Below are 25,313 nucleotides of genomic sequence, written 5' to 3'. Positions count from 1 at the left end.
GCGAAATCTTCACCCACATCCACACCGCACTACGACAACACGGACTACTCACCACACCACAGTTATCCACAACTTGACTCACAGGAGCTTCAGGCCGTCTCCGAAGATCGGCTCGGCTTGGCAAAATAGCGACGCAGGCCGGGTAGGCATGTCACATAGCGCAAGGGCGTCAAGCGGCGTCGCGGTTCGTCCTGCGCGAAGCGTGGCGTTGATGGGTGGTGATTTCGTTGTAGTGGTTGCTGACTCAGAGTCGGCCGTGCTGGGTGGAGCGGCCGATTAGCGCTGGGCGGCGTTTGTGCCTCACTCAGCGGGTAAATGCTGCGGGCCTCATCAGGCGCGGGCACACAGGGTGAGGTCCGGTGTCGCAAGAGCTCCAGCAGCCGGCTTGGTCGAGACGGCGCTCCGGGCGGCTCGCGGAGACGGTCAGCGCAGAGACGACCAGCAGGGGACGGCCCGATCGAGGCGGCATGCGGAGACGGCCAGCAGGAAGACGTCATCGCGGAGAGGCTCGGCGCGCGAAGGCGTCGACCAGCCGACAGGTGTGCCCACACGGAGCTGACGCTGTGGCCGGCACACGGCGGATCACTGCCAAGAACGGCTCGGCCCGCTCGGAGAGCACGTCGCCAAGGCCGCTGCCTCAACGCGGCAACGGCTCGCCAAGGGCAGGGTGGGAGTGGTGCATTGGCGGCCGTCGCGGTCAGCGGGATGGCGGCCAGGTGCACGGTCGTGATCGGGGTCCGGGGTCAGCGGCCGTCGGCCAGGCGGTGGCTGTATTCGCGTACGGCGGCGGCGTAGGACTGTTCGTCGAGGACCCAGTCGGAGTCGCCCGGTGACGCGGCCCGGTTGAGTTGGGTCTGCAGCGTCATCACGGCCGAGGACAAGCCGCTGAAAGGGCGGCTCCGCCATAGCTGCTCGCCCGCAGGAGCGACCTCGACCAGGTCGTCCTCGACGACGATGAGGCCGGCGCCGGCCAGGCGGCGTACGGATTCTTCGAGCTCGGCCCGGCTGGGGACCGCGTGGTGCAGGAAGTCGGCGGCGGCGAGGACGTCGGCCAGGCTGGCACCGGCCATCGGCAGGGCGGCGTGCAGGGCCCGGTCACGTTCCAGGCGCTCGGCGATGACCGCGGACACGAAGATCCAAGCGTCGTTCCATTGCCAGTCGCCAGCCCCCATGCGGCAATGATGCCGTGCGACCGGGGCGCCGGGAAGCGAATGTGTCGTGATGATCACAAAGCTGTGACCGAGGACCTTGGCCGCTAAACCGAATCAGTTGGGCAAAACACTCAGTCCACAGAGGACCGCAGCCACGGATGAGTGAACGTGAGGGCCGGGGCGCGAGCGGCGGGCCGCACGCGCGTCAGTGTGTGAGCGCCGGTTCCTGGGTGGCGCCGGACCGCACGGTGCACCAGGGCAGGAACACGTGCACGAGCGGGCCGATGGCGAGAGCGTACGCCAGGGTCCCGATGCCGACCGTGCCGCCGAGCAGGAAGCCCACCCCGAGGACGAGCAACTCGATCGAGGTGCGCACCAGCCGGACCGAGAGCCGCGGGAAACGTCCGACGAGACCGGTCATCAGGCCGTCGCGCGGGCCGGGACCGAATCGGCTGCCGATGTAGAGGCCGGTGGCCAGGCCGTTGAGCAGGATGCCGCCGACCAGGTAGCCGATCCGGGCGGGAATGGTCCCGCCCTCGGGCAGCACGGCCAAAGCCCCGTCCACCGCGAAGCCGACGACGACCAGGTTGGCCAGCGTGCCGAAGCCGGGCTTCTGCCGCAGCGGGATCCAGAGCAGCAGGATCGGGATGCCGAGCAGGATCACGACCCAGCCGAAGCTGATTCCGGTGACCTCGGACAGGCCCTGGTGGAACACGTCCCACGGGTTGAGCCCGAGCGCCGACTCGACCATGAAGGCCATGCTGACGCCGTAGAGCACCAGGCCGGTGAAGAGCTGGATCACACGACGGGTGAGACGACGATCTCCGTTGCCACTCGGTTCCATGAATGCCACTCTGAGGGCCAATTGTGCGAAGCTGAAGAGCCAATTCCCCGGAGGTGGATGTGACCACGACGATACGCGGGGGCCAATTGGCGCGCCTGCTCGGTCAGTGGCACTCCTTGCCGGGGCGGCACCGCAGCCCGGATTACGCCGCTCTCGCGGCGGCGGTGCGGGGGCTGCTCAGTGACGGCCGGCTTCCTTTGGGCGTACGCCTCCCGGCCGAGCGCGAGCTGGCCGAGTCGCTCGCCGTGAGCCGCACGACGGTCAGCGCGGCCTATCGGACCCTGCGCGAGACGGGCCACCTGACCAGCCGCCGCGGCGCCGGAAGCTGGACCACCCTCCCGCACGGCCACCGGGTCGCGACGTCGGGGCTGTGGGCCGCAGGCGACGACCGCGACATGATCGATCTGGGGGTGGCGGCTTCGGCCGCGCCGGACGAGCTGGTCCCGGCCGCCCGCGCCGCCGCCGACGATCTGCCCCGCTATCTGGGTAGTGCCGGTTATCACCCGACCGGGCTGATGGAGCTGCGCGACGCCGTAGCCGCCGGCTACCGGGCTCGGGGCGTGGCCACGTCGGCCGAGCAGATTCTGATCACCGCCGGCACCCAGCAGGCGCTCGATCTGGTGCTCCGGCTGTCGGTCCCGGCCGGCTCGCCTGTGCTGGTGGAGGCCCCGACCTATCCGAACGCGCTGGCCGCCCTGGCCGCGCGGCGAGCCCGCATCAACACGCACGGGCTGGACGCCGAGACCGGGTGGGACGGCGAGATGCTGCTGGGCGCGCTGCGGCAGACGCGGCCGCGTCTCTCGTACGTGATCCCGGAATTCCACAACCCGACCGGGCATCTGATGTCGGCCGACCTGCGCGAGCGTCTCGCCGCCACGGCCCATTCCACCGGTACGGAACTGGTGGTCGACGAGTCGTGGGTCGATCTGGTGCTGGAGGGTGAGCCGATGCCGCCGCCGGTGGCCGTGTTCGACCGGCATTCGCGGGTGGTGTCGATCGGCGGCATGAGCAAGGGCTACTGGGGTGGTCTGCGGATCGGCTGGGTGCGCGCGTCGGCCCCGCTCGTGCAGCGGCTGGCCGCTATCCGGGTGGGTGTCGACATGGCCAGCCCGGTGCTCGAGCAGCTCGTCGCCGTGCGCCTGCTCGACCAGGCCCCGCAGGTGCTCGGCGAGCGCCGGATCCGCCTGCGGGAACGGCGGGACGTGCTGGCCGCGACGCTGCGGCGGCTGCTGCCGGAGTGGAGTTTCGTGCTGCCGCGCGGCGGGGCGTCGCTGTGGGCGGAGCTGGACGGGCCGATTTCGAGCGCGCTGGCCCGGGCCGCGGAGGATGTGGGCGTACGGCTGGCGCCCGGTCCCCGTTTCGGTCTGGACGGCACTCTCGAACGCTTCCTGCGGCTGCCGTTCACGCTGCCGCCCGAGGACCTGACCGAGGCCGTACGCCGGATCGCCTCGGTGCGGCACGACCTGGACCGCGCGTCCGCGCCCTCGTGGCGTACGCCAGCTGTGATCGCTTAGCTGGAGGGCCTAGATCTTCCAGGCGCCGTCGGTCATCAGTGTGCGGCCGGGCAGCTCGTTCTCCTCGCGCCAGGCCTGCACCCGTTCGGGCCGCATCACCAGGAAGACGTACGCCTCCCCGGCCGTACGCGGATCCCAGTCGTTCTGCTCGGCGTAGGCCGCGCCCTCGTCCCGCGCCTCGGTGACCGGGATCGTCGCCTCGAGCACCGCGTCGATCAGGACGACGTCGCGGGTCGTGCCGAGGGCGAGGCGCGCGCGGCCGCTCGCCGTGATGTTGCGGGCGGTGACCATCGTGCGGCCGGTGGCGATCAGCAGGCGCTCGCGGAACCAGGCCAGCGTCAGCGGCACCAGATAGGGCTGGTCGCCCCCGGCCGTGGACACCCACGCGTCGGCCACCGGAGCGCTCAGCCGGGCCAGCACATCCGCTTTGCGCTGTTCGAGGGACCGCGGATCCTCAGGCATCGCCGTAGCCTACGTGTCACAGTCCGTTCCCGCCGTCCGTCAGACAGGTGTGAACATGAACGAGCTCGACGTGCTGGCCGCCCGCTTCGAGCGGGATCGGGCCCACTTGCGTACGGTCGCTCAGCGCATTCTCGGCTCGTCCGACGAGGCCGACGACGCGGTGCAGGAGGCGTGGGTGCGTCTCAGCCGCAGCGACACCGGTGACGTGGGCAATCTGACCGGCTGGCTGACCACGGTCGTCTCCCGGATCTGCCTCGACATGCTGCGCTCGCGGGCGTCGCGCAAGGAGCATCCGGCCGAGGTGCCCGACGATCTGCCGGTCACCGCGCCGGGGCCGGAACACCAGGCGGTCCAGTACGACGCCCTCGGGCCGGCGCTGCTGCTGGTGCTGGACACGCTGGGCCCGAGCGAGCGGCTGGCTTTCGTGCTGCACGACATGTTCGCGGTGCCGTTTCCCGAGATCGCGTCGATCGTCGGATGCTCACCGGCGGCGGCCCGTCAGCTGGCCAGCCGGGCGCGGCGCCGGGTGCAGGGGCAGTCGACCGGCGGTGGGCCGGACACCGGGCGCCGCCGCGAGATCGTGGAGGCCTTCCTGGCCGCGGCGCGGGGCGGCGACTTCGACCGGCTGCTGACGCTGCTCGACCCCGAGGTGGTGCTGCGGGCCGATCCGGCGTCGGTCCAGATGGGCGCCAACGCGCTGGTCAACGGGGCCGCCGGGGTGGCCGGGGTGTTCAACGGGCGGGCGCACGCGGCCACCGTCGCGCTGCTCGACGGCGTACCGGGGCTGGTGTGGGCTTCCGGCGGCGCCGTGCGGGTGGCGTTCTTCCTGGTGTTCGACGACGACGCGGGCTGGATCGCGGGCATCGAGCAGGTGGCCGACCCGTCGCGCATCGCCGCCGTGACGATCGCGTCCTGAACAGAACGGCCGGGTTCCCCGTACGGGAAACCCGGCCTTTCGCTTATGCCGTGTGATCAGATCTGCGCGAGGGAGCCCGCGTACATCTTGTCGATCTGCTCGGCGAAGTTGGTCTCGACCGAGCGCCGCTTGATCTTCATGGAGGGCGTGATCTCGCCGGCCTCGATGCTCAGGTCGCGCGGGAGGATCGCGAACTTCTTGATCGTCTCCCAGCGGTTGAGCTTGGCGTTGAGCTCCTGCACGTACCCCTCGACCATCTTCTCGGTCTCGGGGGCGGTGACGATCTCTTCGTAGCTCTTGCCGGCCAGCGGCCCGTTCGCGGCCCAGCCCGTGATCGCGTCCTCGTCGAGCGAGATCAGCATGGTGACGAAGTTGCGGGCCTGGCCGACCACGACCGCCTGCGACGTGTACGGGCACACGGCCTTGAACTGGCCCTCGATCGCGCTGGGGGCGATGTATTTGCCGCCGGACGTCTTGACCAGGTCCTTCTTGCGGTCGGTGATCCGCAGGAAGCCGTCGGCGTCGAGCTCGCCGATGTCTCCCGTACGCAGGAAGCCGTCCTCGGTGAACGCCTCGGCGGTCTCGTTGGGCAGGTCGTGGTAGCCCCGCATGACCGGCTTGCCGCGCAGCAGCACCTCGCCGTCCGAGTCGATCTTGCACTCGAGGTCGCCCAGCGGCAGTCCCACCGAGCCGATCTTGAGCTTGTCGAGCCGGTTCACGAAGTTGGCCGCGCTGCTCTCGGTCAGGCCGTACCCCTCCATGATCGGGAGGTTGGCCGCGGCGAAGAACTCGGCGATCTCGCGGCTGAGCGGGGCCGAGCCGCTGACCAGCACGCGCAGCCGGCCGCCCAGGCGGGCCTGCAGCTTCGAGAAGACGAGCCGCTCGGCCACGGCGTACTTGAGCTTGAGGCCGGCCGGCAGGGGCTTGCCCGCCTGCTCCAGCTCGACCTTTTGCTTGCCGGTGGCCACGGCCCAGTGGAAGATCTTGACCTTGGCGCCGCCGCCGGCCAGCGCCGTGGTGACGGTCTTGTTGTAGACCTTCTCGAAGATGCGCGGCGCGGCGCACATCAGGGTCGGCTTGACCACCGAGAGCATGTCGACGAGCTTGTCGACGCGACCGTCGACATATGTCGGGACGCCCACGTGGAGGATGCCGCAGAGCAGCGTCTTGCCGAACGAGTGCGACAGCGGCAGCCACAGGTATTGCAGGTCGGTCGACTCGAACAGGCCGAGATCCTGCTGAGCGACGCCCTCCCACGTCCAGCCCGCGTGCAGCAGCTGCACGCCCTTGGGCCGGCCGGTGGTGCCGGAGGTGTAGATCAGCGTGGCCAGGTTGTCGGGGCCGATGCTCTCGACCACCTCGTCGATCAGGCCCGGGCGGTCGCGCAGGACGGCCGCGCCCCGCTCCTCCAGCTCGGTCAGCGTCATCTGCGGCGGGGTCGCCCCGGCGTCGGCCGGGCCGTCGATCAGCACGACATGGGTGACGTCGGTGTCGACACCCGAGATCTTGAGCGCCTGCTTCGCGTTCTCGGCGATCAGCACCTTGGAGCCGGAGTTGACCACGATGTAGCTCGCGTCCTCGGGCTCGGTCGTCGGATAGACCGTGGTGGTGGCGGCGCCGGCACAGTTGATGCCGAGGTCGGCCAGGACCCACTCGAACCGCGTGCCGGAGAGGATCGCCACCCTGTCCTCGAGGCCTACGCCCAGGTCGCGAAGGCCCGCCGCGATCGCCGAGGCGCGCTCGCCGACCTGCGCCCACGTGAACCAGACCATGCCCGTGTCATCGGCATTCGGCACGGCGAACGCCTGGCCGTTGGGGGTGGCGGCCACACGCTTGAAGAACATGTCGGGGATCGACCGGTAGGGAACCTCAACTGCCATCGGCGCCGCCTTATGTCCAGTGATGCGGGGGGAATTAACTTCTGAGTAACCGAAGGGTATTGGCCCGGCGGCGGCAGGGCTAGTGCGGCCCCCGCACCGGCCGCGACCGGGGATCTTCCGCCAAGTCTATCGACCGCCCGGGCCGGCCGTCTCACGACGTGAAACGTGCCCGCCGCGCAGCGCCGGGTCCCCCAGAGCGACGAATTGACCGTTTTGACCGGACCGGTCCGGCCCGGGTTTTCTCAGTACATTCCCAGTCAGTGCCGGGCCCGGTAGTCGGTGAAGATCTCGTCCAGCACGTGCCGCGTGTCCGCGGAGGGCGACCCGGCGCACATGACCAGCCCTTTCCACAGGGCCCAGCCCCGCCCCCGCGTCCAGGCCGCGTCGTCGATCGCCAAGCGTTCCCGGAAGGCGCGGCGACCGGCCGCGGTCAGCAGCGTCCACGCGACGGCGTAGTCGCACGACGGGTCGCCCACGCCGCACGTGCCGAAGTCGATGACGGCGCCCAGCTTCCCGTCCCGCAGCAGCAGGTTGCCCGGGGCCACGTCACCGTGGAACCACGTGACCGGGCCGGTGAGCGGCGCTTCCAGCGCGTCGTTCCAGATCTCGCGAGCCAGCCCGGTGTCGATGCGGCCACCCAGCTCGGCCAGCGCGCTTTCGGCCAGCCCGGAGAACGTACGCAGCGATCCGCCCCGGAACCAGTTGTGCGTCCCCGGCCCGGGCCCGTCCGACGGGTCGAATTCCTGCAACACGGCCAGGAAGCCGGCCAGATCGAGCGCGAACCGGACCGGGTCGGCGATATCCCGGGCGGCACGCACGGGCGCGCCCTCGATCCACTCGTAGACCGACCAGGCGAACGGATATCCCTCTCCCGGCGAGCCGAGGACCAGCGGCACCGGAACGGGCAGCGGAAGCCGAGCGCCCAGCACCGGCAGCCAGCGATGCTCCTTCTCGACCGCCAGCGCGTATTCGGCCGCGCTGGGCAGGCGTACGGACAGGTGCGGCCCCAGGTGAAAGGTCCGGTTGTCCCAGCCGCCGTCGGCCACCGGACGGATCGGCAGCCCGGCCCACTGCGGAAACTGGCTCTCGACCAGGCGGCGCACCTGGTCCACGGCGACGTCGAGGCGCTCCGGCGCCGGACCGAGGCTCATGAAGACCGTTTCACCGTACGGGGTTGCCGGCCTGCCGCAGGGAGTCCTTCACCTCGCCGATGGTCAGGTCTCCGAAGTGGAAGACGCTGGCCGCCAGCACCGCGTCGGCCCCGGCGGTCACCGCGGGCGGGAAGTGCTCGACCGCGCCCGCGCCGCCGCTGGCGATCACCGGGATGTCGACCACCTCACGGACCGCGGCGATCAGGTCGAGGTCGAAGCCGGCCTTGGTGCCGTCGGCGTCCATCGAGTTGAGCAGGATCTCGCCCGCCCCGAGCTGGGCGACGCGCGAGGCCCACTCGATCGCGTCGAGCCCGGCGCTGCGCCGGCCGCCGTGCGTGGTGACCTCCCAGCCGCTGGGCTGGTCGCCGGAGCGCCGCACGTCGAGCGACAGCACGAGCACCTGGTTGCCGAACCGCTCGGCGATCTCGCGGATCAGGTCGGGCCGCGCGATGGCCGCCGTGTTGACGCCCACCTTGTCGGCGCCCGCGCGCAGCAGCACGTCGACGTTCTCGACCGAGCGCACGCCCCCGCCGACGGTCAGCGGGATGAAGACCGATTCCGCCGTACGCCGGACGACGTCGAGCATCGTGCCGCGATCATCGGACGACGCCGTCACGTCGAGGAAGGTCAGCTCGTCGGCGCCGGCCTCGTCGTAGGCCGCGGCCAGCTCGACCGGGTCGCCGGCGTCGCGCAGGTCGACGAAGTTGACCCCTTTGACCACGCGTCCCGCGTCCACGTCGAGGCAGGGGATCACGCGCACGGCAACCGTCATGCCTCCACCCTAACCAGCGGCCGTGACGGAATTCGGGCCAGCCCGAGCAGGATGCCGCCGACCACCAGGACTCCCCCGGCGACGTCGACGGCGTAGATCCGCTCGCCCAGGAACACCGCGGCCGACGCCATGCCGAAGAACGGGACGAGCATCGTGAACGGGGCGACGGCCGACGCCCCGTACGTCTGCAGCAACCGGCCCCAGACCGCGAACCCGGCCAGCGTCGACACGAACGCCACGTAGAACAACGCCCCCAGCGCCGGAAGGTCGAACGAGCGCAGCGCGGCGAGGTCGGCCGAGGGACCGTCGACCAGCAGCGACAGGACGATCAGCGGCCCCGAGGCGACCGCGCTGACCCAGATCATGAACCGCAGCGTGTCGGGCGGGGACGCCTTGCGGGTGGCGATGTTCGACAGGCCCCAGCAGGCGGCCGCGCCCACGATGAGCAGGAACGCGCCGGACGCGGCGCCCATCCGGGTGGCCACCAGGACGACGCCGGACACCGCGACCAGCAGGCCGGCCACCTGCACCGGGCGCGGGCGTTCGCGGAGCAGCAGCACGGCGAAGACCATCGTGAAGACGGCCTGGCTCTGCAGCACGAGCGAGCTCAGCCCGGCGGGCATCCCGGCCGCCATGCCCGCGAACAGCAGCGAGAACTTGGTGACGCCGAGAACCAGGCCGACCGCGACGATCCAGCGCCACGGCACCTGCGGGCGGCCGGCCAGCAGCACCGCGGGGAACGCGGCCAGGGTGAAGCGCAGCGCGTTGAACAGCAGCGGCGGGAAGTGGTCGAGGCCGACGTCGATCATGACGAAGTTGAAGCCCCAGACCGCCATGACGGCGACGGCCAGCCCGATGTCCCGTGGTCTCATGAGCTCAGCCTCGGCCCACCGGACCGTTAAGCACCATCGAATACTGCTACACCCAAGTTGTAGCCTGACTGAATGATCGATCTGGGCCGTCTGCGCGCCCTGCACGCCGTGGCCAGCTACAAGACGGTGCTGGCGGCCAGTGAGGCGCTGCACTGCACGCCGTCGGCTGTGTCGCAGCAGCTGGCCAAGCTCGAACGCGAGACCGGCGCCACACTCGTCGAGAAGGACGGGCGACGGCTGCGGCTGACCGAGGCGGGCCGGGTGCTGGCCCGGCATGCGGAGAAGGTGCTGGCCACGGTGGACGAGGCCGAGGCGGCTCTGGCGGCTCACCGCGACACGGTCACCGGGCGGCTCACCGTGGCCGCGTTCGCCACGGCGTGCCGGGCCCTCCTCCCGTACGGGCTGCACCGCCTGGCCTCGGAGCACCCCCAGCTGAGCACCGGCCTGGTCGAGGTGAACCCGCACGAGGGTCTCGACATGCTGCACCGCGGGCACGTCGACCTGGCGGTGCTCGACGACTGGCCCGAGGTGGCGCTGCGCTATCCGGGCGGCGTCACGCACATCGAGCTGGGCTGGGACGTGGCCGACCTGATCGTGCCGAGCGGGCACCGGTTGGGCGGCACGGTCACCCTGTCGCGGCTCGGGAACGAGCGGTGGATCGCGGCCAAGGCGGGCGACATCTGCCACGAATGGCTGCTGCGGGTGCTGCCCGGCGTGCAGCCCGACTTCCACGTCGGCGAGTTCGAGACCCAGCTGACGCTGATCGCGGCCGGTCTCGGTGTCGCGATCATTCCCCGGCTCGCCCGGTCGGCCGAGCTTCCGGCCGGCGTACGGGTCGTGCAGGTCAATCCGGCACCCCGGCGCCGGGTGGTGGTGGCGTGGCGGGAGGCCTCCGCGGCCCGCCCCGCGATCGGAGCGGCCGTGGAGGCCCTGCGTTCCGCCTGGCTTACGCGAGTGCCTCGAGAGCCTGCCGCACCGTGAACGCGCCCGCGTAGAGCGCCTTGCCCGCGATCACGCCCTCGACCCCGACCGGCTCCAGCGTGGCCAGCGCGCGCAGGTCGTCCAGGGTGGACACCCCGCCGCTGGCGATGACCGGCTTGTCGGTGGCGGCGCACACCTCGCGCAACAGGTCGAGGTTGGGGCCGCGCATCGTGCCGTCCTTGGTGATGTCGGTGACGACGTAGCGGGACGCGCCGGCCTTGTCCAGGCGGGCCAGCACCTCGTACAGGTCGCCGCCGTCACGGGTCCAGCCGCGCGCCGACAGCGTCCGGCCGCGGACGTCGAGGCCGATCGCGACCCGGTCGCCGTACTCGGCCACGACCCGGTCGCACCACTCCGGGTCCTCGAGCGCGGCGGTGCCGATGTTGACCCGGGCGCAGCCGGTGGCCAGGGCCCGGGTCAGTGACTCGTCGTCGCGGATGCCGCCGGACAGCTCCACCTTGACGTCGAGCCGGCCGACCACGCCGGCCAGCAGCTCGGCGTTGGAGCCGCGCCCGAAGGCGGCGTCGAGGTCGACCAGGTGCACCCACTCGGCGCCGTCGTTCTGCCAGGCCAGCGCGGCCTCGAGCGGGTCGCCGTAGGCCGTCTCGGAGCCGGCGGCGCCCTGCACGAGGCGTACGGCCTGACCGTCCGCGACGTCGACGGCGGGCAGCAGCTCAAGCGTCATGTTCTTCTCCAGAGGATTTCAGCCGGCCTTGCGGCCGAGGACGACGACCACCAGGGCCGGCGCGGCGAGGACGAGCACCGCGGTGAGCACGATCCGCAGCGCCAATTCGGGCACGAACAGCCAGACCGCGACGATGGCCACCGCCGGCACGAGCAGGATGCCGATCCGCTCGCCCCGGCCGCGGCGGTGCAGCCGTCCGGCGTTGCGGGTCTGCGGGGTCAGGCGTTTGACGAGCTGCCGCCGGCGCTGCCGCCGCGCCACCTTGCGGGCGCGGGCGGCCTTCTCCTTCTCCAGCACGGCGAGGCGTTGCTCGCGCCGCCGGGCACGCTCCTTGGACATGTCCTTTACAGTCCGGCGACCCAGTTGCGCAGGAGCGCGTAGCCGGCGTCGCCCGACTTCTCGGGGTGGAACTGGGCGGCGCTCAGCGGGCCGAGCTCGACCGCGGCCGCGAAGGGCCGGTCGTGGCTCGCCGTGGTCACCTTGGCCTCGCTCAACGCGTCGAGATCGTTGGCCGCGTACGAGTGGACGAAGTAGAACCGGGCATCGGCGGGGAGACCGTCGAACAGCCGGGAGCCCTCGGGCACGTCGACGGTGTTCCAGCCCATGTGCGGGATGCGCTCGGCCGACAGCTTGTTGACGACGCCGGGCAGCAGGCCCAGCCCCTTGGTCTCGACGCCGTGCTCGACGCCCGCTTCGAAGAGGATCTGCATGCCCACGCAGATGCCGATCACCGGACGACCGGCGGCGACCCGGGCCGCGATCATCGGACCGGCGTCGATCTCCTCGATGCCGGCCATGCACGCCGCGTACGCCCCGACGCCGGGCACGACCAGCCCGTCGGCCGCGGCGGCGACGTCGAGGTCGCTGGTCACCGTGACGTCCACGCCCGTACGGGCGACGGCCCGCTCGGCCGACCGCAGATTGCCCGACCCGTAGTCGAGCACCACCACGCTCGTCATCAGACCGACCACAGGATGCCGCCGGCCGTGGCCAGGGCGGCGAGCACCCCGACCAGGCCGATGCTGAACTTTGTGGCGCCCGACCGGACGAGCTGGATCACGCCGCCGACCAGGAAGCCGGCCAGCAGGAAGAGGACGATCGCCATCAGAGCACGCCCTTGGTCGACGGCAGCTGACCGGCGTTGCGCGGGTCGATCTCGACGGCCTCGCGCAGGGCCCGGGAGAACGCCTTGAACTGCGTCTCGACGACGTGGTGGGCGTCCGGCTTGCCGCCGTCGCGGGCCGCCCGGAGCACGCTGACGTGCAGCGTCAGCTTCGCGGCGTGGCCGAACGACTCGAAGATGTGCCGGGTCATGCTGGTCGGATAGACCGGCCCGATGTACGGCGCGAGCTCGGGCTCGTCGTGCACGATGTACGGCCGGCCGGAGAGGTCGACCGCGGCCCGCACGAGCACCTCGTCCATCGGGATGGTGGCCGAGCCGTAGCGCCGGATGCCGGCCTTGTCACCCAGAGCGCGCGCGAACGCCTCGCCCAGCGTGATGGCCGTGTCCTCCATCGTGTGGTGGGCGTCGATCTCGAGGTCGCCCTCGGTGCGCACCGTGAGGTCGAAGCCGCCGTGCCGGGCCAGCTGGTTGAGCATGTGGTCGTAGAAGCCGACGCCCGTGCTCAGGTCGCCCTTGCCGGTGCCGTCGAGGTCGATCTCGACGAGCACCTTGGTCTCGTTGGTGACGCGCTCGATGCGCGCGGTGCGGCTCACTTCAAAGCCTCCAGGAATGCGTCAGTCTCAGCCGGGGTCCCCGCGGTCACGCGCAGCCAGCCCGCCAGGCCGACGTCGCGGATCAGCACACCGCGGTCGAGCAGGCGCTGCCAGGCGATCTTCTGGTCGCCGCCCACCTCGAACAGCACGAAGTTGGCGTCGCTGTCGGCCACCCGCAGACCGCGTTCGCGGAGCGTGGTGACGATGCGGTCACGCTGCTCCTTGATCGCCTCGACGGTGGCCAGCAGGGCGTCACGCTGCGACAGGGCGGCACGGGCCGCGGCCTGGGTGAGCGCGGACAGGTGATAGGGCAGTCGCACGAGCTGAACCGCGTCGACGACGGCCGGGTCGGCGGCCAGATAGCCCAGGCGGCCGCCGGCGAACCCGAACGCCTTGCTCATCGTGCGGGTGACGACCAGGCGCGGGTGACCGGGCAGCACGGTGAGCGCGCTCGGGGTGCCGGGGCGGGCGAATTCCGCGTACGCCTCGTCGACGATCACCATGCCGCGGGCCGTCTCGAGCACGGCCGCGACCACCTCGGGGTCGAGCGCCGTGCCGGTCGGGTTGTTGGGCGAGCACAGGAAGACCACGTCGGGGTCGTGTTCCTCGATCTGCGCCCGTGCCGCCGCCGGGGTGAGCCCGAAGTCGGCGTCGCGCAGCGCCCCGACCCACCGGCTGCCGGTGCCCTGGGCCAGCAGCGGGTGCATCGAATAGGACGGGCCGAAGCCCAGCGCCGTGCGGCCCGGGCCGGCGAACGCCTGCAGCAGCTGCTGCTGGATCTCGTTGGACCCGTTGGCCGCCCACGTGTTGGCCGCGGTGAGGCCGTGACCGAGATAGCCGGCCAGGTCGGCGCGCAGCGCGACGGCGTCGCGGTCGGGATAACGGTTGAGGTCGCGCAGCTCGGCCTGCACAGCCTTGGCGATCGCGTCGGCCACCGCGCCGGGCAACGGATACGAGTTCTCGTTGGTGTTCAGCCGCACCTCGACGTCGAGCTGCGGAGCCCCGTACGGCTTCTGGCCCCGCAGATCGTCACGGATCGGCAGGTCGTCGATCGAGGTCACGACTCGTCACCGCCGGGGAAGCGAACCCGGACGGCGTCGCCGTGGGCCGGCAGATCCTCCGCGTTGGCCAGCGCGACCACGTGACCGGCCACGTCGCGCAGCGCGTCCTCGGTGTATTCGATGACGTGCACGCCGCGCAGGAACGACTGCACCGACAGGCCCGACGAGTGCCGCGCGCAGCCGCCGGTGGGCAGCACGTGGTTGGAGCCGGCCGCGTAGTCGCCCAGCGACACCGGCGACCACGCCCCGACGAAGATCGCGCCGGCGTTGCGGACCCGCAGCGCCCACTCGCGGGCGTCCCGGGTCTGAATCTCGAGGTGCTCGGCCGCGTAGGCGTCGACCACCCGCAGGCCCTGCTCGAGGTCGTCGACCAGCACGATGCCGGACTGCTCGCCGCTCAGCGCGGTCTGCACCCGGGCGGCGTGCTTCGTGGCCGCGATCTGGCGGACGATCTCGGTGTCGACCGCCGCCGCCAGCGACTCGGAGTCGGTGACCAGCACGCTGGCCGCCAGGGGGTCGTGCTCGGCCTGGCTGATCAGGTCGGCCGCGAGGTGTCGCGGGTCGGCCGTGTCGTCGGCCAGGATCGCGATCTCGGTCGGCCCGGCCTCGGCGTCGATGCCCACGGAGCCGCGCAGCATGCGCTTGGCCGCGGTGACCCAGATGTTGCCGGGGCCGGTGATCACGTCGACCGGCTCGCAGCGGTCACCCTCGTCGGCGCCGTCGGAGCCGTAACCCAGCATGGCGATCGCCTGGGCGCCGCCGACCGCGTAGACCTCGGTCACGCCGAGCAGCGCGCACGCCGCCAGCACCCGGGAGTCGGGCAGGCCGCCGTTCTCCTTCTGCGGCGGGCTGGCCACAACCAGGCTCTCGACCCCCGCCACCTGCGCGGGCACCACGTTCATGACCACGGTGGACGGATAGACCGCGAGGCCGCCGGGCACGTAGAGGCCGACCCGGCGCACCGGGATCCAGCGCTCGGTGACCGTGCCGCCGTCGACGACCTTGGTGGTCACATCGGTGCGGCGCTGGTCGGCGTGCACCTTGCGAGCGCGTTCGATGACCACTTCGAGAGCCGCCCGTACGTCGGGTTCGAGCGTCTCGGCGGCGGCGGCGATCGCGGCCGGGGGCACCCGCAGCCGGTCGAGCTCGACGCCGTCGAACCGCTGCGTGGCCTCGCGGATCGCGGAGAAGCCATGCTGATGGACGCCCTCGACGACCGGGCGGATCTGCTCGACGGCCGCGGAGACGTCGAGCTGGGCACGGGGCAGCAGACCGCGCGGGTCCCGGGAGGAGCCGCGCAGGTCGATCCGATTCAGCACGCCGCCAATTCTAGGCGGAGCCCCCGGCGGAAGAGTCGTCGCCGCTGGCCGGCCCGAGACGTGGGACGAAGAACACCACCCGGCGTGGTGACGCGGGCGCGACGGGTTGACCATGAGGGGCCGACCGATAGGCTGAGCTCGTGAGCAATCGGCTGCCGGTGTTCCCGCTGGGTACGGTGCTCTTTCCCGGCCTGGTGCTGCCCCTGCACATCTTCGAGGAGCGATACCGCACGCTCGTACGCGAGCTGGTGGCCAGCCCCGAGGACGGGCCGCACGAGTTCGGCGTGGTGACGCTGCGCCGCGGGGCCGAGGCGCCCGGGTCCGACGGGGCCGACGGCCCGGCGCCCGAGGCCGCCCCGATCGCCGTCGACGACCTCTACGCGACCGGCTGCACGGCCGAGTTGCGGCAGGTCACCGAGCTGCCCGACGGTCGCTACGACATCATGACGGTCGGCCGGCGCCGGTTCACGCTCAAGGACGTGCGCCAGGGTGACGAGCCCTATCTGACGGCCGACGTCGAGTGGCTGCCCGACGAGTCCCCCGACGAGACGGCCGAGCTGCTGGCGCCGCGGGCCCTGGCCGCCTTCCGGGCCTATCTGGAGCTGCTGCGCCCCGATTCCGAGGTGCTCGACGCCGTGCCGGGCGACGCCACCGTGCTGTCGCACCTGATCGCGGCGACCGCGCAGCTCACCACCGACGAGCGTCAGCTGCTGCTGGCCGCGCCCGACACGGCGACCCGCCTGCGCACCGAGCTCAAGCTGCTCAACCGCGAGGCCGGTCTGCTGGCCCGGGTGCGGGCCGTGCCCGTCCCGCTCAGCGACCTGGCCCGCCCGGCCAGCCCGAACTAGCGGGGCTGATAACCCTCGTAAGGCGGTTCCGGGGCGGCGTATTCGTCGTTGGGGCCGTAGCCGGGCTTGGCGCCGGGCTGGTCGAGGTCGGGGTCGTTGGACCAGCCGGCCATCAGCGTCAGCGCGATCGCCGCGGCGAAGGCCGGCACCAGCGTCGGGCCGAGCGCGTGCACCTCGGGCGGCGCCAGATAGGTCGCACCCTGCTGGGCCGAGTCGGTCCAGCGCTCGTAGTCGGAGCGGCCGATCATCTCGCCCACCCAGGGCGCCACCAGCCAGCCCGCCCCGAGCGTGCCCAGCACGACCCCGAGCAGCAGGAACGGGCCGCGGTCGCGGCGCAGCACGAGCCAGGCCAGGATCGACACGAGCAGCCCGAACCCGAGACCTAGCAGCGTGAACCAGCCGTCGGCGGCGATGAACTCCTCGGGCGAGGGGTCGTTGATGACGATCCCGCCCTGGCCGGCGTCGATCACCGGCACGGACGGGGCCAGCGCGCGCCAGAGCAGGCCCAGCGGGCCGCCGAGCACCACGATGGTCAGAAAGCAGGCGACCGACACGGCGAGCGTGCGCTTCCACGGCCGGTGCGACGACATGCGCATGTTCCACGCCCGGCCGAAGCCGCCGCGCTCCTCGACCGGGCCCGACGGATGCGCGAGCCCGTAGCCCCCGCCGTCGGGCGCGCCGTAGCTCAGGCCGGCCTCGGGCGGCTCGGCGGGCTGATGCGGCGCCGGTTCCTGACTCGCGTTCACCCTACGATCCTGCCAGGTGCCGTGCCCCGGCGTCCCGCGTGCCCGATCACGAGCGTCAGCCCACCGCGGACGGGCCGAGGATCATCTTGAGGTCGGCCCGCAGCGCCGGGGTCGGCGCGACCCGCACCGCCCCCAGCCGCAGCACCGTCGTGCGGCTGCCGTTCTGCAGGTGAACGTGCACCTCGGAGTCGCCCGGGTGGCTGGTCAGGATTTCCTTGAGCTCGGACACCAGCGGCGGCGTGCACCGGGTGATCGGCATGGTCAGCGTGATCGGCTTGCTGTCCGGGTTGTGGCTGACGTCGGGCAGCGACATGTCCATCGCCATGATGCGCGGGGTGTCGTCGCGCCGGTCGACCCGGCCCTTGACCACGACGATCGCGTCCTCGGCGATGAACTGGCCGATCACCTCGTAGGTGTTCGGGAAGAACAGCGCCTCGACGCCGCCGGCCAGGTCTTCGAGCGTGGCCGAGGCCCAGGCGCGGCCCTGCTTGGTGATGCGGCGCTGCACGCCGGTGAGGATGCCGGCCAGCGTGACGACCTGGCCGTCGGGCACCGAGCCTTCCTCGTTGAGCGCGGCGATCGTCGTGTCGGCCGCGTTGTGCAGCAACTGCTCGAGGCCCGCGAGGGGGTGGTCGCTGACGTAGAGGCCGAGCATCTCGCGCTCGAAGGCCAGCTTGTCGCGCTTGTCCCACTCGGAGTCGCCGATGGACGGCATGGCCACCGTGGCCGCGCTGCCGCCCTCGGTGTCGCCGAACGCCCCGAACAGGTCGAACTGGCCGGCCGCCTCGTTGCGCTTGACGTCCGCGTACGCGTCGATGGCCTCGGCGTGCACGGCGAGCAGGCCCTTGCGGCTGTGGCCCATCGAGTCGAACGCGCCCGCCTTGATCAGCGATTCAATCGTCTTCTTGTTGCAGGCGACCGCGTCGACCTTCGACAGGAAGTCGTAGAAGTCCGCATATTCGCCCTTTTCCGTGCGGCAGCGGGCGATCGCCTCGACCACGTTGTTGCCGACGTTACGCACCGCGGCCAGACCGAACCGGATGTCCTTGCCGACCGGGGTGAACGGGCCGGCCGACTGGTTGACGTCGGGCGGGAGGACCTGGATGCCCATGCGCCGGCACTCGGCCAGATACATCGCCATCTTGTCCTTGTCGTCGCCGACGCTGGTCAGCAGACCACCCATGTATTCGGCCGGGTAGTGCGCCTTCAGATAGGCCGTCCAGTACGACACCAGGCCGTACGCCGCGGAGTGGGCCTTGTTGAACGCGTAGCCCGCGAACGGGACCAGCACGTCCCACACTGCTTGGATCGCCTGGTCGGAGTAGCCGTGCTGACGGCAGCCGTCGCGGAACGGGCCGAACTCCTTGTCGAGGATCTCCTTCTTCTTCTTACCCATGGCCCGGCGGAGCAGGTCGGCCTGGCCGAGGGTGTAACCGGCGAGGATCTGCGCGGCCCGCTGCACCTGCTCCTGATAGACGATCAGGCCGTAGGTCGGCTCGAGGATCTCCCGCAGCGGCTCCTCCAGCTCGGGATGGATCGGCGTGATGTCCTGAAGCTTGTTTTTGCGCAGCGCGTAGTTGGTGTGCGACTCGACGCCCATCGGGCCGGGACGGTACAGGGCCAGGACGGCCGAGATGTCCTCGAAGTTGTCGGGCTTCATCAGCCGCAGCAGCGACCGCATCGGCCCGCCGTCGAGCTGGAAGACGCCGAGCGTGTCGCCGCGGGCCAGCAGGTCGTAGGCCGCCTGGTCGTCCAGCGGCAGCGCCAGCAGGTCGAGGTCTAGGTCGTGGTTGAGCTTGATGTTCTTGACCGCGTCGTCGAGGATCGTCAGGTTCCGCAGGCCCAGGAAGTCCATCTTGAGCAGGCCGAGCGTCTCGCACGTCGGGTAGTCGAACTGCGTGATGATCACGCCGTCGGCCGGCCGGCGCATCAGCGGGATGTGATCGATGATCGGCTCGGCCGACATGATGACGCCGGCCGCGTGCACACCGGTCTGACGGATCAGGCCCTCGATGCCCCGCGCGGTGTCGATCACCTTTTTGACGTCGGGATCGGTCTCGTACAGCGTGCGGACCTCGCCCGCCTCGCTGTAGCGCTTGTGCTCCTTGTCGAAGATGCCGGACAGCGGGATGCCCTTGCCCATGACGTCGGGCGGCAGCGCCTTGGTGATCCGGTCGCCGACCGCGAACGGGTAACCCAGCACGCGGGCCGAGTCCTTGATCGCGGCCTTGGCCTTGATCGTGCCGAACGTGGCGATCTGGGCGACCTTGTCGTCGCCCCAGCGCTCGGTCACGTACTTGATGACCTCGCCGCGCCGGCGCTCGTCGAAGTCGATGTCGACGTCGGGCATCGAGATGCGCTCGGGGTTGAGGAACCGCTCGAAGATCAGGCCGTGCGGCAGCGGGTCGAGGTCGGTGATGCCCATCGCGTACGCCACCAGCGAGCCCGCGGCCGAGCCACGGCCGGGACCGACCGCGATGCCGTTGCGCTTGGACCACTGGATGAAGTCGGCGACCACCAGGAAGTAGGCCGGGAAGCCCATCTGGATGATCACGCCGAGCTCGTACTCCGCCTGCTTGATGTGCGTGTCGGGGATGCCGCCGGGGAACCGGTTGCGCAGGCCCTCGAACGCGACGTGGCGGAAGTATTCCTCCTCGGTGTAACCCTCGGGGATCGGGAACCGGGGCATCAGGTTCTTGAAGGTGAACATGCCGTCGGTGTCGACCTTTTCGGCCACCAGCAGCGTGTTGCGGCAGCCGTCCTGCCACGCCTCGGACGAGTCGACCGCGCGCATCTGGTCGGCCGACTTCACGAAGTAACCCGCGCCGTCGAAGCGGAACCGGTTGGGGTCGGCCACGTTGCTGCCGGTCTGCACGCACAGCAGCACGTCGTGGGCCGTGGCCTGCGCCTCGTGCGTGTAATGCGAGTCGTTGGTGACCAGCGGCGGAATGCCCAGCTTCTGCCCGATCTCGAGCAGGCCGTCGCGGACCCGCTTCTCGATGGACAGCCCGTGATCCATGATCTCGAGGAAGTAGTTGTCCTTGCCCAGGGCTTCCTGATATTTCGCCGCCGACTTGAGCGCCTCGTCGAACTGGCCGAGCCGCAGGCGGGTCTGCACGGCGCCGGACGGGCAGCCGGTGGTGCCCATGATGCCCTCGGCGTGCTCGGCGATGATGTCGAAGTCCATGCGCGGGTATTTGCCGAGCTGACCCTCGATCGAGGCGCGCGAGTTGAGGCGGAACAGGTTCTTGAGGCCGACGGCGTTGCGCGCCCACATGGTCATGTGGGTGTAGGCGCCGTTACCCGAGACGTCGTCGCTCTTCTGCTCGGGCCGGCCCCACTTGACGCGGCTCTTGTTGTCACGCGAGTCGGGCGCGACGTAGGCCTCGACGCCGATCACCGGAATGACCTCGGCCGCCTTGGCCTGGGTGTAGAAGTCGTACGCCCCGTGCATGTTGCCGTGGTCGGTGATGGCGGCGGCGGGCATGCCCAGCCGCTTGGCCTCGGCCAGCAACTCTTTGACGCGGGCCGCCCCGTCGAGCATCGAATACTCGGTGTGCACGTGGAGATGCACGAACGAGTCAGACACCCCGGGCCCCCTTAAGTTGTATGGACGACCCGAGCGACTCTAGTAGGCCCCACCGACAATCCGGCACCCCCACACCGGGCTACTCCGCGAATGGCTCGATCATCACAGAGGCGGCCTTGAGCCACGCCGTACGCGTCTCCTGCTGGAGGTCCGCGTACTCGATCGAGGAGCCCACTTCGAGCGCCTGGTCGTAGGGCACGATGGCCACCGCGCGGGTGCGGGTGGCGAAGTGCTTGGCGAAATCGTTGAGCAGCGGCAGCGGCCCCGGGGACGGGCACGAGATCAGCGTCACCGCGTTGGAGACCAGGTCACCCATGCCGCTGTCGTCGAGCACGTCGAGCATCCAGTCGGCGGTGAACGCGGCGTCCTCGCGCGGCACGGTAGTGATCACGAGCTGGTCGGCCTGGCGCATGACGGTCTGCCAGTTGACGCTCTCGACGTTGTTGCCGGTGTCGACGCAGATCACGTCGTGGGTGCGGCGCAGCAGGTCCATCACCCGGCGCACGGTGGCCTGGTCGAGCCGGGCCGCGAACCGCGGATTCTCCTCGCCGGCGAGCACGTCGTAGGACCCGTCGGAGGCGTGCCGCAGATAGCCGTCGAGCTCCTGCAGCAGCCCTTCGCCGTGCAGGTTCTCGATCTCCAGCAGGTCGGCCAGCAGGTGCTTGATGGTGCGGGCGTGGCGGGCGCTGCCGGCCCGCAGGCCGAGCGTGCCGCGCAGCTCGTTGTCGTCCCAGGCGAGCACGCCGCGGCCCCGGACGCTGCCGATGGTGGCGGCGGCCAGCACGGTGGCGGTGGTCTTGTGCACGCCGCCCTTGGGGTTGGCGAAGGCGAGCACCCGCGGCTTGCCGAGCTTGCGGCGCATCACCGCGACGGCCCGCTCGAGCTCGTCGTCGCTGCGGCCCTGACGCCACTCGATGCGCGCGGGGGCGGGCGAGGTGGGCTGCGGCGCGACCGGCGCCGGCGGCGGCATCATCGGGGGCTGCGCCACGGGCATCATCGGCTGCTGGACCGGCATCACCGGCGGCTGCTGGACCGGCATGACCGGCTGCTGAACCGGCATGACCGGGGCGGCCGAGCCCCGCACCTGGGGATAGTCACGGCCGGGCGGCGGGGCCGCGGGCGGGCGGGCCGAGGGGCTGAAGAAGCTGTGCGGTTCCTCGACCGGCGGCGCCGGAGCGGCGGGCGGGGGCGCGGCGGCCCGGCGGGCGCCGCCGTTGAGGTCGGCCGGGCGGTCCGGCTCGGGCTGGCGGGCCTGCCAGCGCGGGTCGAGCGGATTGATCGGCCGCTGCGGCATCGGCCGCGGCTCGGACTGCGGCGCCTGCTCGGGCTGGCGGGGCGCCTCGTATCGGCCGGCGCCGTACTGCCCGCGGGTATCCAGCGGGTTGACCGGGCGGCGGGTCGGCAGCGGCTGCCCGTACTGCTGCGGGGGTTGCTGTTGCTGTCCGGGCTGGGCCTCACGTTCCGGCTCGGACTGCTCGTCGGCCTGCCGGGAACCGTGCCGGGCGCGGTCGAGCAGCGCCCGCCATCGCGGGGCTGGTTCCGCAGGCCGGCCCCAGCCGGTCTCGGTCCCGTCCACGGCTCGTCCTCCCTGCACAAATGCTTTCGGTGACGCCCACGCCCGGGCGCTCGCCCCTGACAGGCTACGGAGCTAACCCCGATCGGGCCACTGCCCGTTCTCCCGAACCCCGGCCTTCATCGGCCGCGGCCCCGGCGGACGAAGAAACTAACGTCCGGGCGGGGTTGAAGGTGCTGCCGAACGGCGGGTCGCATCGTGAGCAGGAGTCGCGTCCGAGGCAGAGGGTACGGCAGAACGCTCCTCCGGTGCCGGGGTGGAAGACGGGGTCGTACGCCGGGCGACGTCCGATGAGGCAGATGTCACAGGCGCCCCGGGCGACGACACTATCGGCGCGGGCGGGCGGGAAGCAATGCCCGGTGTGGCCATTGGCACAGCCGGCGAGCGGGTCGGTTCGGGCGGCACCGTGCCGGTCTGCTCGGGCAGCGGCGGCCGGAACTCCGTCCGGTCGAGACGCCGGACCTCGGGGGCGGGGTCGACCGCGCGCACACCGGACCGGCCGGCCAGCCCGCGCAACGCGGACGGCGCCGCCCGCACCACGGCGGCGAAGACACAGAAGCAGCCCGACCGGTACGCCGAGGCCTCCTCCGCCGCCGTCCGGGCGGCCACCGCGTACGCCCGCCGGGCGCGCTGCTGATTCTCGCCCTCCCCGGTGATCCGGCGGGCCAGCTGCTCGTATTCGGCGTGCTCACGGTCGCGGGCCAGGGCCGTGTCGAGCATCCCCGTCATCACGTCGGCGGGCAGCCGGTAGACCTGGATCCGGACCACGGGAGTGTGCGCCTCGGGCAACGGCACCCGGGCGTACACCTGAGCCACCGCCGTGCCCGAGAGCAGGCCCGGCAGCACTCCGGGCCCGACGTAGCTGTCCAGGCTCACCAGCGCCCACGTCTCCCCGGCCGCGGGCGCCGACGGGTCGGTCAGGACGGACATCTCGCTGCGGGTGGCATCGAGATAGCCGGGCACCGACTGGCCCTGGACGACACCGACGCGGACGACGTCGGTGCGGTCTTCCGGAGGGACGGCGTCGCGCCGGCTCACCCAGATCAGGCCGAGCAGCAGAACACCGGCCGACACGGCCGCGACCGTGGCCGCCGTGCGCACCGCGGGGGCGCCGTGCGGGACGGGCCCCCGAACTCGTTCCGCGGCCCTCACGGTGTCCGCTTCTCAGTTCAGCTCGCGTCCTGCAGCACGCTCAGCGCGTGCTTCAGGTCGTCGGGGTAGTCGCTGACGAAGCGGACCTCGTCATGCGTACGGGGGTGCAGGAAGGACAGCTCACGGGCGTGCAGCCACTGGCGGTTGAGCCCGAGCCGGGCGGCCAGCGTCGGGTCGGCGCCGTACTGCTGGTCGCCCACGCAGGGGTGCCGCAGCGCCGAGAAGTGCACCCGGATCTGGTGGGTGCGGCCGGTCTCGAGCTTGACGTCGACCAGGCTGGCCGAGCGGAACGCCTCGACCGTGTCGTAGTGGGTGACGCTGGGCTTGCCGGTCGACATCACGGCGAACCGGTAGTCGGCCGTCGGGTGCCGGTCGATCGGGGCGTCGATCGTGCCGCGCAGCGGGTCGAGGTGGCCCTGCACGACGGCGTGGTAGCGCTTGTCGACCTCGCGTTCCTTGAAGGCCCGCTTGAGCGCGCTGTACGCCATCTCGCTCTTGGCCACCACCATGATGCCGGTGGTGCCCACGTCGAGCCGGTGCACCACGCCCTGCCGCTCGGCCGCGCCGCTGGTGGCAACGTTCTGACCCATCGCGGCCAGCCCGCTCACCACGGTCGGGCCGGTCCAGCCCGGGCTCGGGTGCGCGGCCACGCCGACCGGCTTGTCGACCACCACGATGTCGTCGTCGCTGTAGATCACCTGGAGGCCGTGCACCGGCCGGGCCTCGAACACCGGGGCCGCCACCGGCGCGGGCAGGGTGACCTCGAGCCAGGAGCCCGCGGAGACCTTGTCGGACTTGGGGCGCGGGAAGCCGTCGACCAGCGCGTCACCCGACTCGACCAGGGTCGCCGCGGCCGTGCGGGACAGCCCGAACAACCGGCTCACGGCCTGGTCGAGACGCATCCCGTCGAGGCCGTCGGGCACGGGCAGGGACCGCTGGGAGCTCACGGGGTCTCTTCCTTCTTTTTCCGTACGGAGATCCGGCTGCCGTCCCGCTGCCGGCCGGTGAGCTCGAGCAGCACCGCGAGCACGACGCCGACGCTGAGGCAGCTGTCCGCGATGTTGAAAACGGCGAAATACTCCGCGTACGGCCCGAAGACGCTGATCATGTCGACCACGTGACCGTGCAGGAAACCGGGGGCGCGGAACAGCCGGTCACCCAGGTTGCCCAGGGCGCCGCCGAGCACCAGGCCCAGGGCCAGCGCCCACGGCACCGACCGCAGCCGCGTCGCCATCCAGCCGATCCAGCCGATGACGACCAGCGTGATCACCGGGAAGACCCAGGTGTGGTCGCTGCCGAAACTGAAGGCCGCCCCGCTGTTGCGCAGCAGCGACAGATAGATGAGGCCACCGAGGATGCGGACCGGGTTGCCCTCGTCCAGATTCTCGGTGGAGAGCCACTTGACCCACTGGTCGAGGGCCACGGCCAGCACAGCGGTGGCGCCCAGCACCGCCACGGCGCGGCCGGTGAACCTAGGGCCCGGGCCCGGCTCCGGCTCGTCCACCGTGGTCGCTCCGGCCTGGTCGTCGGCGTTCAGCGTCGTTCCTCCAGCTGCTTGCAAGACACACAGAGGGTCGCGGACGGGAACGCCGCCAGTCGCTCGACCGGGATCGCGTTGCCGCATCGCTCGCACCAACCGTAGTTGCCCTCGCCGAGCCGGTCGATGGCGCGTTCCACCTGTGTGATGCGCTCCAGCAGATTGTTGGCCAGAGTGATTTCCTGCTCACGCTCCAACGTCTTGGTGCCCGTGTCGGCCTGGTCGTCACCGGCCGAGTCGTCGAGGCGGCCGCGCTGCAGTTCGGTGATCTCGGTGATCGAGGTGTCGTACTCGGCCTGCAGCTCGTCACGCCGCTCGACGAGAGCCACCCGGATCTTCTCGGTCTCGGCGGCACTACGGGTCCGCCGGACGGCGCCCTTGTCCCCGGTTTTACCGCTTGCGGCCGCTTTGGTGCCGGTTGCCTTGGCCATCGTCGCTCCCTCAGCCGCGCGCCACGCGGCGGTCAGCGTCCCTTGAGCCGGTGGCGTCCCCCGGGCGCCCGCCGGCTTCTTCTGTCGTTGTTCTGCCCACCCGGCGACCGGCT

At 71.2% G+C, this 25,313-nt stretch carries 25 protein-coding genes; 4 read left to right on the top strand and 21 right to left on the bottom strand.

All coding sequences use genetic code 11. The features are described 5' to 3' along the window. Positions 1-743: 743 nt before the first annotated feature. Complete coding sequence (locus ACZ3I4_RS38600; protein WP_465387057.1) at positions 744-1,172, bottom strand: hypothetical protein; 429 nt, start codon at positions 1,170-1,172, stop codon at positions 744-746. Positions 1,173-1,356: 184 nt separating this feature from the next. Then, the gene (gene yczE / locus ACZ3I4_RS38595) at positions 1,357-1,995 is read right to left on the bottom strand and encodes a membrane protein YczE (protein WP_465387056.1); all 639 of its coding nucleotides are present in this window, start codon (positions 1,993-1,995) and stop codon (positions 1,357-1,359) included. Positions 1,996-2,054: 59 nt separating this feature from the next. Between yczE and yczR the strand changes: the two genes are divergently transcribed. Further along, complete coding sequence (yczR, locus tag ACZ3I4_RS38590) at positions 2,055-3,509, top strand: MocR-like transcription factor YczR (protein ID WP_465387055.1); 1,455 nt, start codon at positions 2,055-2,057, stop codon at positions 3,507-3,509. 9 nt (positions 3,510-3,518) lie between these two features. On the opposite strand, the gene ACZ3I4_RS38585 is transcribed toward yczR, so the two are convergent. Further along, the gene (locus ACZ3I4_RS38585; RefSeq protein WP_465387054.1) at positions 3,519-3,971 is read right to left on the bottom strand and encodes a pyridoxamine 5'-phosphate oxidase family protein; all 453 of its coding nucleotides are present in this window, start codon (positions 3,969-3,971) and stop codon (positions 3,519-3,521) included. Positions 3,972-4,026: 55 nt separating this feature from the next. On the opposite strand from ACZ3I4_RS38585, the gene ACZ3I4_RS38580 reads away from it, so the two are divergent. After that, positions 4,027-4,887, top strand: coding sequence for a sigma-70 family RNA polymerase sigma factor (locus tag ACZ3I4_RS38580; RefSeq protein ID WP_465387053.1), 861 nt, complete (start codon positions 4,027-4,029; stop codon positions 4,885-4,887). 56 nt (positions 4,888-4,943) lie between these two features. Here the strand turns inward: ACZ3I4_RS38580 and ACZ3I4_RS38575 are convergent, their stop codons facing one another. The 4 genes from ACZ3I4_RS38575 to ACZ3I4_RS38560 form a co-directional block, all read right to left on the bottom strand. Continuing rightward, positions 4,944-6,767: an AMP-dependent synthetase/ligase gene (locus tag ACZ3I4_RS38575; protein ID WP_465387052.1), complete on the bottom strand. Its 1,824-nt coding sequence runs from the start codon at positions 6,765-6,767 to the stop codon at positions 4,944-4,946. A 257-nt stretch (positions 6,768-7,024) separates the two neighbouring features. Further along, positions 7,025-7,918: an aminoglycoside phosphotransferase family protein gene (locus ACZ3I4_RS38570; RefSeq protein WP_465387051.1), complete on the bottom strand. Its 894-nt coding sequence runs from the start codon at positions 7,916-7,918 to the stop codon at positions 7,025-7,027. Between the two features lie 10 nt (positions 7,919-7,928). Beyond that, positions 7,929-8,690, bottom strand: coding sequence for an imidazole glycerol phosphate synthase subunit HisF (gene hisF / locus ACZ3I4_RS38565; RefSeq protein ID WP_465387050.1), 762 nt, complete (start codon positions 8,688-8,690; stop codon positions 7,929-7,931). Then, positions 8,687-9,562 carry an EamA family transporter gene (locus ACZ3I4_RS38560; RefSeq protein ID WP_465387049.1) on the bottom strand — a complete coding sequence of 292 codons (876 nt, stop codon included), beginning with the start codon at positions 9,560-9,562 and terminating at the stop codon, positions 8,687-8,689. Before ACZ3I4_RS38560 ends, hisF begins: the two co-directional genes overlap by 4 nt. A 72-nt stretch (positions 9,563-9,634) precedes the next feature. On the opposite strand from ACZ3I4_RS38560, the gene ACZ3I4_RS38555 reads away from it, so the two are divergent. Beyond that, the gene (locus ACZ3I4_RS38555; protein ID WP_465387048.1) at positions 9,635-10,543 is read left to right on the top strand and encodes a LysR substrate-binding domain-containing protein; all 909 of its coding nucleotides are present in this window, start codon (positions 9,635-9,637) and stop codon (positions 10,541-10,543) included. On the opposite strand, the gene priA is transcribed toward ACZ3I4_RS38555, so the two are convergent. The 7 genes from priA to hisD are packed head-to-tail and all read right to left on the bottom strand — an operon-like array spanning position 10,509 to position 15,324. Continuing rightward, entirely contained in the window at positions 10,509-11,228 is a 720-nt protein-coding gene (gene priA / locus ACZ3I4_RS38550) for a bifunctional 1-(5-phosphoribosyl)-5-((5-phosphoribosylamino)methylideneamino)imidazole-4-carboxamide isomerase/phosphoribosylanthranilate isomerase PriA (RefSeq protein ID WP_465387047.1), read from the bottom strand. The genes ACZ3I4_RS38555 and priA overlap by 35 nt on opposite strands. An 18-nt stretch (positions 11,229-11,246) precedes the next feature. After that, on the bottom strand, positions 11,247-11,567 hold the full coding sequence (locus tag ACZ3I4_RS38545) for a hypothetical protein (RefSeq protein WP_465387046.1): 321 nt from the start codon (positions 11,565-11,567) through the stop codon (positions 11,247-11,249). A 5-nt stretch (positions 11,568-11,572) separates the two neighbouring features. Beyond that, positions 11,573-12,187, bottom strand: a complete 615-nt coding sequence (gene hisH / locus ACZ3I4_RS38540; protein WP_465387045.1) for an imidazole glycerol phosphate synthase subunit HisH — start codon at positions 12,185-12,187, stop codon at positions 11,573-11,575. Further along, complete coding sequence (locus ACZ3I4_RS38535) at positions 12,187-12,333, bottom strand: hypothetical protein (protein ID WP_465387044.1); 147 nt, start codon at positions 12,331-12,333, stop codon at positions 12,187-12,189. The genes hisH and ACZ3I4_RS38535 overlap by 1 nt, the downstream gene beginning before the upstream one ends. After that, complete coding sequence (hisB, locus tag ACZ3I4_RS38530) at positions 12,333-12,944, bottom strand: imidazoleglycerol-phosphate dehydratase HisB (protein ID WP_133872264.1); 612 nt, start codon at positions 12,942-12,944, stop codon at positions 12,333-12,335. Before hisB ends, ACZ3I4_RS38535 begins: the two co-directional genes overlap by 1 nt. Next, positions 12,941-14,005 carry a histidinol-phosphate transaminase gene (locus tag ACZ3I4_RS38525; protein ID WP_465387043.1) on the bottom strand — a complete coding sequence of 355 codons (1,065 nt, stop codon included), beginning with the start codon at positions 14,003-14,005 and terminating at the stop codon, positions 12,941-12,943. Before ACZ3I4_RS38525 ends, hisB begins: the two co-directional genes overlap by 4 nt. Continuing rightward, positions 14,002-15,324 (bottom strand): histidinol dehydrogenase, encoded by a 1,323-nt coding sequence (gene hisD, locus ACZ3I4_RS38520; protein ID WP_465387042.1) that lies wholly within the window; start codon positions 15,322-15,324, stop codon positions 14,002-14,004. The genes ACZ3I4_RS38525 and hisD overlap by 4 nt, the downstream gene beginning before the upstream one ends. Before the next feature lie 140 nt (positions 15,325-15,464). Here hisD and ACZ3I4_RS38515 point away from each other — a divergent pair, with 140 nt between their 5' ends. Then, on the top strand, positions 15,465-16,172 hold the full coding sequence (locus tag ACZ3I4_RS38515) for an LON peptidase substrate-binding domain-containing protein (protein WP_465387041.1): 708 nt from the start codon (positions 15,465-15,467) through the stop codon (positions 16,170-16,172). Here ACZ3I4_RS38515 and ACZ3I4_RS38510 read toward each other — a convergent pair. The 7 genes from ACZ3I4_RS38510 to ACZ3I4_RS38480 all read right to left on the bottom strand — a co-directional run bounded on the left by ACZ3I4_RS38510 (position 16,169) and on the right by ACZ3I4_RS38480 (position 25,200). Continuing rightward, positions 16,169-16,918 (bottom strand): hypothetical protein, encoded by a 750-nt coding sequence (locus tag ACZ3I4_RS38510; RefSeq protein WP_465387040.1) that lies wholly within the window; start codon positions 16,916-16,918, stop codon positions 16,169-16,171. The two genes, ACZ3I4_RS38515 and ACZ3I4_RS38510, sit on opposite strands and share 4 nt — an antisense overlap. 55 nt (positions 16,919-16,973) lie before the next feature. Beyond that, complete coding sequence (gene dnaE / locus ACZ3I4_RS38505; RefSeq protein WP_465387039.1) at positions 16,974-20,507, bottom strand: DNA polymerase III subunit alpha; 3,534 nt, start codon at positions 20,505-20,507, stop codon at positions 16,974-16,976. Positions 20,508-20,586: 79 nt separating this feature from the next. Beyond that, positions 20,587-22,083 carry a MinD/ParA family ATP-binding protein gene (locus ACZ3I4_RS38500; RefSeq protein WP_465387038.1) on the bottom strand — a complete coding sequence of 499 codons (1,497 nt, stop codon included), beginning with the start codon at positions 22,081-22,083 and terminating at the stop codon, positions 20,587-20,589. Positions 22,084-22,230: 147 nt separating this feature from the next. After that, entirely contained in the window at positions 22,231-23,232 is a 1,002-nt protein-coding gene (locus ACZ3I4_RS38495; protein ID WP_465387037.1) for a hypothetical protein, read from the bottom strand. Between the two features lie 17 nt (positions 23,233-23,249). Next, complete coding sequence (locus ACZ3I4_RS38490) at positions 23,250-24,134, bottom strand: RluA family pseudouridine synthase (protein WP_465387072.1); 885 nt, start codon at positions 24,132-24,134, stop codon at positions 23,250-23,252. Between the two features lie 41 nt (positions 24,135-24,175). Beyond that, entirely contained in the window at positions 24,176-24,736 is a 561-nt protein-coding gene (gene lspA / locus ACZ3I4_RS38485; RefSeq protein WP_465387071.1) for a signal peptidase II, read from the bottom strand. A gap of 29 nt (positions 24,737-24,765) precedes the next feature. Next, on the bottom strand, positions 24,766-25,200 hold the full coding sequence (locus ACZ3I4_RS38480) for a TraR/DksA family transcriptional regulator (RefSeq protein ID WP_465387070.1): 435 nt from the start codon (positions 25,198-25,200) through the stop codon (positions 24,766-24,768). Between the last annotated feature and the right edge of the window lie 113 nt (positions 25,201-25,313).

The sequence above is a fragment of the Actinoplanes sp. NPDC021490 genome, assembly GCF_055562135.1.
This window is presented reverse-complemented; position numbering and strand designations above follow the sequence as displayed.

Coding starts and splice junctions, on each gene's coding strand:
- hisH (WP_465387045.1), bottom strand. CDS start 12,187: ATGACGAGCGTGGTGGTGCTCGACTACGGGTCGGGCAATCTGCGGTCG.
- ACZ3I4_RS38490 (WP_465387072.1), bottom strand. CDS start 24,134: ATGCGTCTCGACCAGGCCGTGAGCCGGTTGTTCGGGCTGTCCCGCACG.
- priA (WP_465387047.1), bottom strand. CDS start 11,228: ATGACGCTTGAGCTGCTGCCCGCCGTCGACGTCGCGGACGGTCAGGCC.
- ACZ3I4_RS38580 (WP_465387053.1), top strand. CDS start 4,027: ATGAACGAGCTCGACGTGCTGGCCGCCCGCTTCGAGCGGGATCGGGCC.
- yczE (WP_465387056.1), bottom strand. CDS start 1,995: ATGGAACCGAGTGGCAACGGAGATCGTCGTCTCACCCGTCGTGTGATC.
- ACZ3I4_RS38570 (WP_465387051.1), bottom strand. CDS start 7,918: ATGAGCCTCGGTCCGGCGCCGGAGCGCCTCGACGTCGCCGTGGACCAG.
- ACZ3I4_RS38480 (WP_465387070.1), bottom strand. CDS start 25,200: ATGGCCAAGGCAACCGGCACCAAAGCGGCCGCAAGCGGTAAAACCGGG.
- ACZ3I4_RS38600 (WP_465387057.1), bottom strand. CDS start 1,172: ATGGGGGCTGGCGACTGGCAATGGAACGACGCTTGGATCTTCGTGTCC.
- ACZ3I4_RS38545 (WP_465387046.1), bottom strand. CDS start 11,567: ATGTCCAAGGAGCGTGCCCGGCGGCGCGAGCAACGCCTCGCCGTGCTG.
- ACZ3I4_RS38585 (WP_465387054.1), bottom strand. CDS start 3,971: ATGCCTGAGGATCCGCGGTCCCTCGAACAGCGCAAAGCGGATGTGCTG.
- hisF (WP_465387050.1), bottom strand. CDS start 8,690: ATGACGGTTGCCGTGCGCGTGATCCCCTGCCTCGACGTGGACGCGGGA.
- ACZ3I4_RS38555 (WP_465387048.1), top strand. CDS start 9,635: ATGATCGATCTGGGCCGTCTGCGCGCCCTGCACGCCGTGGCCAGCTAC.
- ACZ3I4_RS38535 (WP_465387044.1), bottom strand. CDS start 12,333: ATGGCGATCGTCCTCTTCCTGCTGGCCGGCTTCCTGGTCGGCGGCGTG.
- ACZ3I4_RS38560 (WP_465387049.1), bottom strand. CDS start 9,562: ATGAGACCACGGGACATCGGGCTGGCCGTCGCCGTCATGGCGGTCTGG.
- ACZ3I4_RS38575 (WP_465387052.1), bottom strand. CDS start 6,767: ATGGCAGTTGAGGTTCCCTACCGGTCGATCCCCGACATGTTCTTCAAG.